Below are 6,808 nucleotides of genomic sequence, written 5' to 3'. Positions count from 1 at the left end.
TTTGTGTCGTTCGCTGATTTGTTCGGTTTTTCAACACGAAAACACGAATTATTTTTATATCCCACGTAAGGGCACGAACCACACTAAGGTACATGCTTTAGCGTCAAAACACTAAACAACATCTCTAAGGCTCGAACATCCCAAAGAAAATGAAACACGAGGGAAAGCATAACTATTAAAGTCATGCCGTTCTCGTGTTTCAATCATTTAGCGCTTTAGTGCCATTGGAGAGGTTGTTTCGTGTTTTAAGCGCCAGGCATGGGCCTTAGTGATTTTAGTGCCCTTACGTGGGATAAAAAAGTCTTTCGTGCTTTCGTGTTGAAAAACCGACGGGCAGTACGAAAATCGAAAAAATGGCAGAGGACCACTAAACAAACACGGAACCACTGGCCCCTGTGGTTAAGGACACTCAAAGACGGCATAACCGGGAAAGTCATAAATTAAAAAATGTCAGTTTACCGCATCATCGCTGAGGCGCAAATTAATACGATCCTCGAACTGCTTGACGGCCTTGATCATGTCTTCCTGGTCCAGCTTCGTGCGGTCCTCCGTAAGAGCATTAAGGACCGCCTCACGGACGATCAAGCGTAAATCCGAGCCGGCGTAGTTCTCGGTGCGGTCCGCTAGCGCGTCGATGTCGAACTTGCCGTCGATCGGCTCGAGGACCAGCTCGAAGATCTTCTTGCGCATATCGCGATCGGGCAGCGGGAAAAGGACGATCTCGTCGAAGCGCCGCCAGACGGCGTTGTCCAGCAGTTTTGGATGATTCGTGGCGCCGATGAGAAGTACGCCATCGTTGACCAGGCTGATCTCGTCGATACATTTTAGCAGCGTATTAACCGCCCTTTTTAATGCAGCATGCTCATCGGACGTCCTCGTCTTGGCGACAAAGTCGAACTCGTCGATGAACAGGATACAGGGGCTTAATTTTTTTGCCAGCTCGAAAACCTTATCGATGTTCTTCGAGGTCTCGCCCAGATATTGAGACGTGATCATAGAAAGCTTGACCTCGAGGAAGGGCAGCTTGAGCCGGGCGGACATGGCCCGGGCCGTGGACGTCTTGCCGGTTCCAGGAGGGCCGACGAATAATAGCTTTCCGATCTCCCGCAGGCCGATCTGTCTCAGATAGTCGCGGTACTGGATGGCCTTGACGATCTTCTCGACCTCGGCCTCCTGCTCGGCCGTGAGCACGATATCGTCGAGCTTCTGGCCGACCTCTTCCGGGGCCACGATGTGGACGAGCTTCAGCATATCGATGGAGTCGCCGCCCTCGTCGGCTATGCTCTTACTCAGGCCGTCGATCCATTCCCGGCCGGACTCCTTGGTCGGGTTCCTGGCGCGGACTTCCTTATAGTCGACGTCGAAGTTGCCGTAGTTCTGATAGTAGAAAGCCAGGACCGGGTTCCGGTTAATGCGATCGCTGACGTCCTTCTTGGCGAACCACTTGGTGCCCAGGTCGAGCACCGTGAGCGTGTAGATAGAGCCGAACTCGTCGAAATTAACAAAAGGCAGCGAGGACATGATGTCCTTGGCGTTGTCCAGGCCAAAGATGGCCTTGATGTCGGACTCGACGACCTTTATGGGGCGATGGACTTTCTTTTCTTTCGTGTCCCAGTAGTGCTTCCGTATGAGAGGAGGCAGGTCGTCCTCGTCAAGGTTGTTCGAGTTATTGTAGATCTCGGCGGTTAAAAGTAATTCCAGAACGTCGAGCACGGCGTTCCCGTTTAAGCTTGTCATAGGCATCTTCCATTTTCAGCGGTCGTAAATTAATAATATTATAGACCTTGATGATAAAAGTTATGTCAATATAAATCTTTTGGAAGTGCTGCCGGTATTATAATAATATATGCACTATGAGCTGTGTGAGTATATCACCCCAGAGGATGGCTACGATAAAACCGAGAGTGATAGGTATGAGGAACGGTATCTTGGGCGTGATCCAGACTTTATTATCGATCAGTCCGGAGCTCTTCCATTGTAACAACTTTTTATAGGTATCATCATCGGCCTCAGCTCCTCCGAAGCTCCGCCGGATCTCGGGCTTGCCGTCCTTTTCCGTATACTTATGCATGAGGCGTACGTGCCTGCCTTTGAGGCTTTCGATGTTAGCCTTATAGCCGGTAAAGGCCATCATCGGGCTCGCCATAAGCTCACCGAAGGGCACGGTGGCCAGGTTGTAGATAAATATCGTGACAGGCACGACAAGGTTTAGCACCAGAGCGTTGCCGAAGACGGCCAGCCCGAAAATGACCGAACGGGACGTATAGGCGATAGGCAGCGCCACGCCCGCGATGTTTACCTGCGGGTAATAGGGGAACATCAGGGCAATGGCCATGAGCGCCTTGGCATCGGCGCCCCCGATGCCGGTCATGCCGAAGTACTGGAAAAGGTAGTAGAGCAAGTACATCATGATGAAGATAAAGATGAAGCAGAAGCCCCAGTAAAAGAGAAAGCCGGTGTCAAGACTACCGAGTTCCAGGCTGTTTATATACAGCTCATATAAGCCTAAAACGAGGCCTATGCCGCCCAGGAGATACCAGAGGCGGTTCGGGGCACGGCGGGTCCTCCAGTCGGTTATACAGGAATAGCCGAGAATGATCAGGCATATTACGATACGAGTTATGTTGAGCCAGTCCCAGCCGTACATATCAGGGAGATGGTCAATAAGCTATTTATGCTTTTTTACAGGCTATGCTATACTAAATTTGTCCGAGGCTCTTATGTTCATTAGGGGCACGGAGGACACTATTTTCACCACAAAGCCCAGTTGTTCCGTGTTTGTTGTGTTATCGTTTGTCCTTTGTTCGTGTGGTTCGCTGATTTGTCCGGTATTTCAACACGAAAACACGAAAGACTTTTCTAGTCCCACGTAAGGGGCACGAACCGCACTAAAGTGGATGCTTTCACGTTAAAACACTAAACAACCTCTCTAAGGCTCGAACATCCCTAATAGAAGGAAACACGAGGGAAAGCATAACTATTAAAGTCATGCCGTTCTCGTGTTTCAATCCTTTAGTGTTTTAGTGCCATTCGGGAGGTTGTTTCGTGTTTTAAGCGCCAGGCATGGGCCTTAGTGATTTTAGTGCCCCTTACGTGGGATATAAAAGAATTCGTGTTTTCGTGTTGAAAAACCGACGGGCAGTACGAAAGTGGAAAATAGGGCAGAGGACCGCTAAACAAACACGGAACTACTGGAGCTCTGTGGTGAAAAATAGTACCTCAATAACTTTATGATAAAAAATTGAAATATTCAGCACAGCATACCGGCTAAAAAGGGAATTATTCCCTCACTATCTTGATGCACCTGGCCGGACACTCGTTGGCGCAGATGCCACAGCCCTTGCAGTACTCATAATCGACGTTCAGGTCCCGGTCGATGCAGGACTCGGGGCAGTAAAGGATACAGTTGCCGCACTCCTTGCACTTCTCCCGGTCCACGACGGGCTTGAAAGTCCTCCAGGTGCCCGTCTTGCCCGCTGCGCCGTTTTGCGGCTTCGACGCGGGCGTGATGGGCATGTCGTGCCTCTTTTTCTTCGCGCTCACGAGTTTTGCCTCCTGCTTCATACGATCACCTTTCCGTAGGCCGCCTCAGCCGCCTTCACGTTGCGCTCGTCCTCGAACATGTCCTTGATGGCTTTTTCCGCCGAGTCAAGCCGGACCACGCCGAGCTTCGCCAGCGCGCCCAGGATGGGCGTGTTCAGGATAGGGTTGCCCGACAGGACCAGGCCAAGCGATAGTGCGATGTCCGTGACGTTCACCCTGGCGATCTTGAATTTTGCATATCTGGGGTCCTTGAGCTTCTCGCCGTTCTCCGTGTTGACGACCAGCAGCCCGCCTTCCTTCAGGCCCTCGGTGACGTCGACAAGGTCCATGATCGAGTCGTCCAGCACTACGACGATATCCGGTTCGTAGATCTGGCTTGATATCTTGATGTCATGGTCGGATATGCGGGTGAATGAGGTGACCGGCGCCCCGCGGCGCTCGGCGCCATATAGCGGGAATGCAGCGCCGTACTTGCCTTCAATGAACGCCGCCTGTGCCAGAAGCTTGGATGCGGTCACGCCGCCCTGGCCGCCTCTGGAATGAATGCGTATCTCCAGCATTCAGTCCACCCCCAGCCAGAACTCGCCCTCGGGCTTCGCCTTTCTGACAAGGTCCGCTATGGTTTCGTACCTTACGTCCTGGCCGCCGAGGCCGGCGATGATGTTGTAGACAGGCACATCGTGGTGGAACCGGATCTCCTGCGCCAGGATACCGCCTGCGCCGAAGGAGCAGTCCCTGTCCAGCACTATGACCTTCTTGCCTTTCAGGTCGAGCTTCGGGAACGGCCGGAACTGCCGTACCCGGATAGAGCCCGCCTTGATACCTTCTTTTCTTAATACATCAACTGCGACTTCAGCTTCCCGTGCCATGGTGCCCATGCCGACGATGACTGTGTCTGCATCCTCGGTCCTGTACTCCATGAGGGGAGTGTATTTGCGGCCGAAGCGCTCCGCGAACTCTTTCTCAATGGCTCGGCATTCGACGTCCGCCTCTTTCATTGCATCGTGCATCGCCCGACGGAACTTGAAGTAGTCGTTCGGGCCTGTCAGGTTGCCGTATGACATCGGGCTATTCGTGTCCAGCGCATGCGGCAGGTCGATAGGCGGGATGAAGTCGCCCGGAGATGTGACTTCGAGGGGCTGGATTGCGTGGCTCAGGATGAAGCCGTCAAGGTTGACCATGCATGGCAGGTTGACCTTTTCCGCCAGCTTAAACGACATGAGCACGGTATCGTAGACTTCCTGGACCGTGGCGGCGTAGAACTGCATCCAGCCAGTATCCCTCTGTGACAGTGAGTCCGTGTGTTCCGCCCAGATATTCCAGGCGGGACCGACGGCCCTGTTGACGTTCGCCATGACGATGGGAAGCCTTGCGCCGGCTGCCCAGTGGATCATCTCGTGCATATACAATAAACCGTGGCTGGAAGTAGCCGTGAACGCCCGGGCCCCCGAGGCCGAGGCGCCGATGCACGCAGCCATGGCGGAGTGCTCGCTTTCGACCCGGATATAGGACGCGTTCATCTTTTTCGTCTCGACGAGGTTCGCGATGGTCTCCACGACCTCGGTCTGCGGCGTGATCGGGTATGCCGCGACGACCTCCACGTCGGCCTCCTTTACCGCGAAGGCGGCGGCCTGGTTACCGGTGGCCATCTTCTTCATTGTGTGGCCTCCTTTGCCTTTTCAAGAGCATCCAGGTTTGCCATATCCCTGATCCGGCCCATGCCCTCGTCCACCTCTTTCTGGAGGCGCTCGAGGTTGACGCCCTTGAACCTGCCCTGGGGCCTCACGTAGTCCTCCAGGGGTGCCGGCCTCTTGAGGGCGGCTTTGGTAGGGGCGTTTAAGGTAAGCTTACCGTCCTCGTACTCGAAGAGGAACCACATGCCGCACTTCACGGCCAGCTTGCCTAATTCGACGGACTTTTCCGTCGAGTAGCGCCAGCCGGGCGGGCAGGGGCACTGGACGTGGATGAACTTGGTGCCCTCGATGCTCAGGGCCTTCTGGACTTTGGCATAGAGGTCTTTGGGGTACGCTGCCGACGCGCTGGCCATGTACTTCGGACGGTGTGCCATTATGATGAGATCGATATCTTTCTTAGAATCCTGGCGCCCGGTGGGTGTCGTGGTCGTGATGGCGCCGTAGGGCGTGGAACCGCTCTTCTGCATGCCGGTGTTAGAATAAGCCTCGTTATCGTAACAGACGTATAGGATATTGGCATTGCGCTCGATGGCCCCGGATAAGGACTGGATGCCGATGTCCACGGTGCCGCCGTCGCCCGCGAAGACGACGACGTTCTTGCCCTTGTTCCTGGCGGCGGAGGCGATGCCGTCCGCGGCAGCGGCCGCCGCCGCGAAGGCGATGTTCAGCACCGGTACGCCATAGGCGGACTTCGGGAATGTTCCCTGGCATACCGTCGAGCAGCATGCGGGATTTACTATGATCGTGTTCGGGCCGGCCGCCTTGAGAATATAGCGCAGTGCGAGCATGGCGCTGCACCCGGCACAGGCCGTATTGCCTTTATAGAGGAATTCTTCCTCCGGGATATCGTCCAGCATCAAGTTCACCTCTTCCGGAAAAATGGTTGGTTTTGGTGTAGGATTATACTTTTTTCTTTTGTTATTTAATGTTATGGTATAGGCTATCATATGTCACGCTATCCCTTGCCGTGATGGCAGGATGCAGGACAATGCGTGTAAAAAAGCTTGCTACAGCTATAATATCGGTGCAAACCGGTTTAATGCGCAGATTTTTAACGGCACGGGAGCAATTGTTACCATAATTTTACGTTAATTTTATCATAATCCATATGAAAACGCGTTATGGACATCAGAGAGTTAATCGGTTTACGGTCATTATGCAGTCAGTGGACATCATAACGAATGCCCGTAAGGTCGTAGATGTGGAGCCTGAAAACCCGGAAGCCCATTTCCAGTACGCCCGCTTATTGGAGCACGAGGGTAAGCTGGACGACGCAGGCATTGAGTACCTGAAGGCCTGCGAGATGAAAGCCGACTTTGCCGATGCGTACGTCTGCTACGGGAACCTGTTGTGCCGGACCGGCCGGTACGGTGACGCCGAAATACAGTACAAGAAGGCGATCGGCATTAGCCCCGGAAGCTATTTCGCCCGTGTCAGCTACGCCGCCATGCTCGAGATACTGAAACGTTTCGGGGAAGCGGAGGACGAATACATCGCGGCCGCCGCGCTCAGTGCCGGACAATAACGGCCTTATCTGCCAGGGCTTCCCGTGTGTTAGCACGCTTTGCAAA

At 53.8% G+C, this 6,808-nt stretch carries 7 protein-coding genes; 1 reads left to right on the top strand and 6 read right to left on the bottom strand.

Annotated features, from left to right (window positions below):
• Positions 1-450 precede the first annotated feature (450 nt).
• The 6 genes from VMC84_RS11555 to VMC84_RS11530 all read right to left on the bottom strand — a co-directional run bounded on the left by VMC84_RS11555 (position 451) and on the right by VMC84_RS11530 (position 6,094).
• Positions 451-1,737 carry an ATP-binding protein gene (locus VMC84_RS11555; RefSeq protein WP_325380794.1) on the bottom strand — a complete coding sequence of 429 codons (1,287 nt, stop codon included), beginning with the start codon at positions 1,735-1,737 and terminating at the stop codon, positions 451-453.
• A 97-nt stretch (positions 1,738-1,834) separates the two neighbouring features.
• Positions 1,835-2,647: an A24 family peptidase C-terminal domain-containing protein gene (locus VMC84_RS11550; RefSeq protein ID WP_325380792.1), complete on the bottom strand. Its 813-nt coding sequence runs from the start codon at positions 2,645-2,647 to the stop codon at positions 1,835-1,837.
• A 632-nt stretch (positions 2,648-3,279) separates the two neighbouring features.
• On the bottom strand, positions 3,280-3,516 hold the full coding sequence (locus VMC84_RS11545) for a 4Fe-4S binding protein (RefSeq protein WP_349256776.1): 237 nt from the start codon (positions 3,514-3,516) through the stop codon (positions 3,280-3,282).
• A 44-nt stretch (positions 3,517-3,560) separates the two neighbouring features.
• Positions 3,561-4,103: a 2-oxoacid:acceptor oxidoreductase family protein gene (locus VMC84_RS11540; protein ID WP_325380788.1), complete on the bottom strand. Its 543-nt coding sequence runs from the start codon at positions 4,101-4,103 to the stop codon at positions 3,561-3,563.
• Positions 4,104-5,201 carry a transketolase C-terminal domain-containing protein gene (locus tag VMC84_RS11535; RefSeq protein ID WP_325380786.1) on the bottom strand — a complete coding sequence of 366 codons (1,098 nt, stop codon included), beginning with the start codon at positions 5,199-5,201 and terminating at the stop codon, positions 4,104-4,106.
• On the bottom strand, positions 5,198-6,094 hold the full coding sequence (locus VMC84_RS11530; RefSeq protein WP_325380784.1) for a thiamine pyrophosphate-dependent enzyme: 897 nt from the start codon (positions 6,092-6,094) through the stop codon (positions 5,198-5,200). Before VMC84_RS11530 ends, VMC84_RS11535 begins: the two co-directional genes overlap by 4 nt.
• Positions 6,095-6,393: 299 nt before the next feature.
• Between VMC84_RS11530 and VMC84_RS11525 the strand changes: the two genes are divergently transcribed.
• Complete coding sequence (locus VMC84_RS11525; protein ID WP_325380782.1) at positions 6,394-6,762, top strand: tetratricopeptide repeat protein; 369 nt, start codon at positions 6,394-6,396, stop codon at positions 6,760-6,762.
• Positions 6,763-6,808 lie beyond the last annotated feature (46 nt).

This window comes from Methanocella sp., assembly GCF_035506375.1.
Taxonomy (GTDB): Archaea; Halobacteriota; Methanocellia; order Methanocellales; family Methanocellaceae; genus Methanocella.
This window is presented reverse-complemented; position numbering and strand designations above follow the sequence as displayed.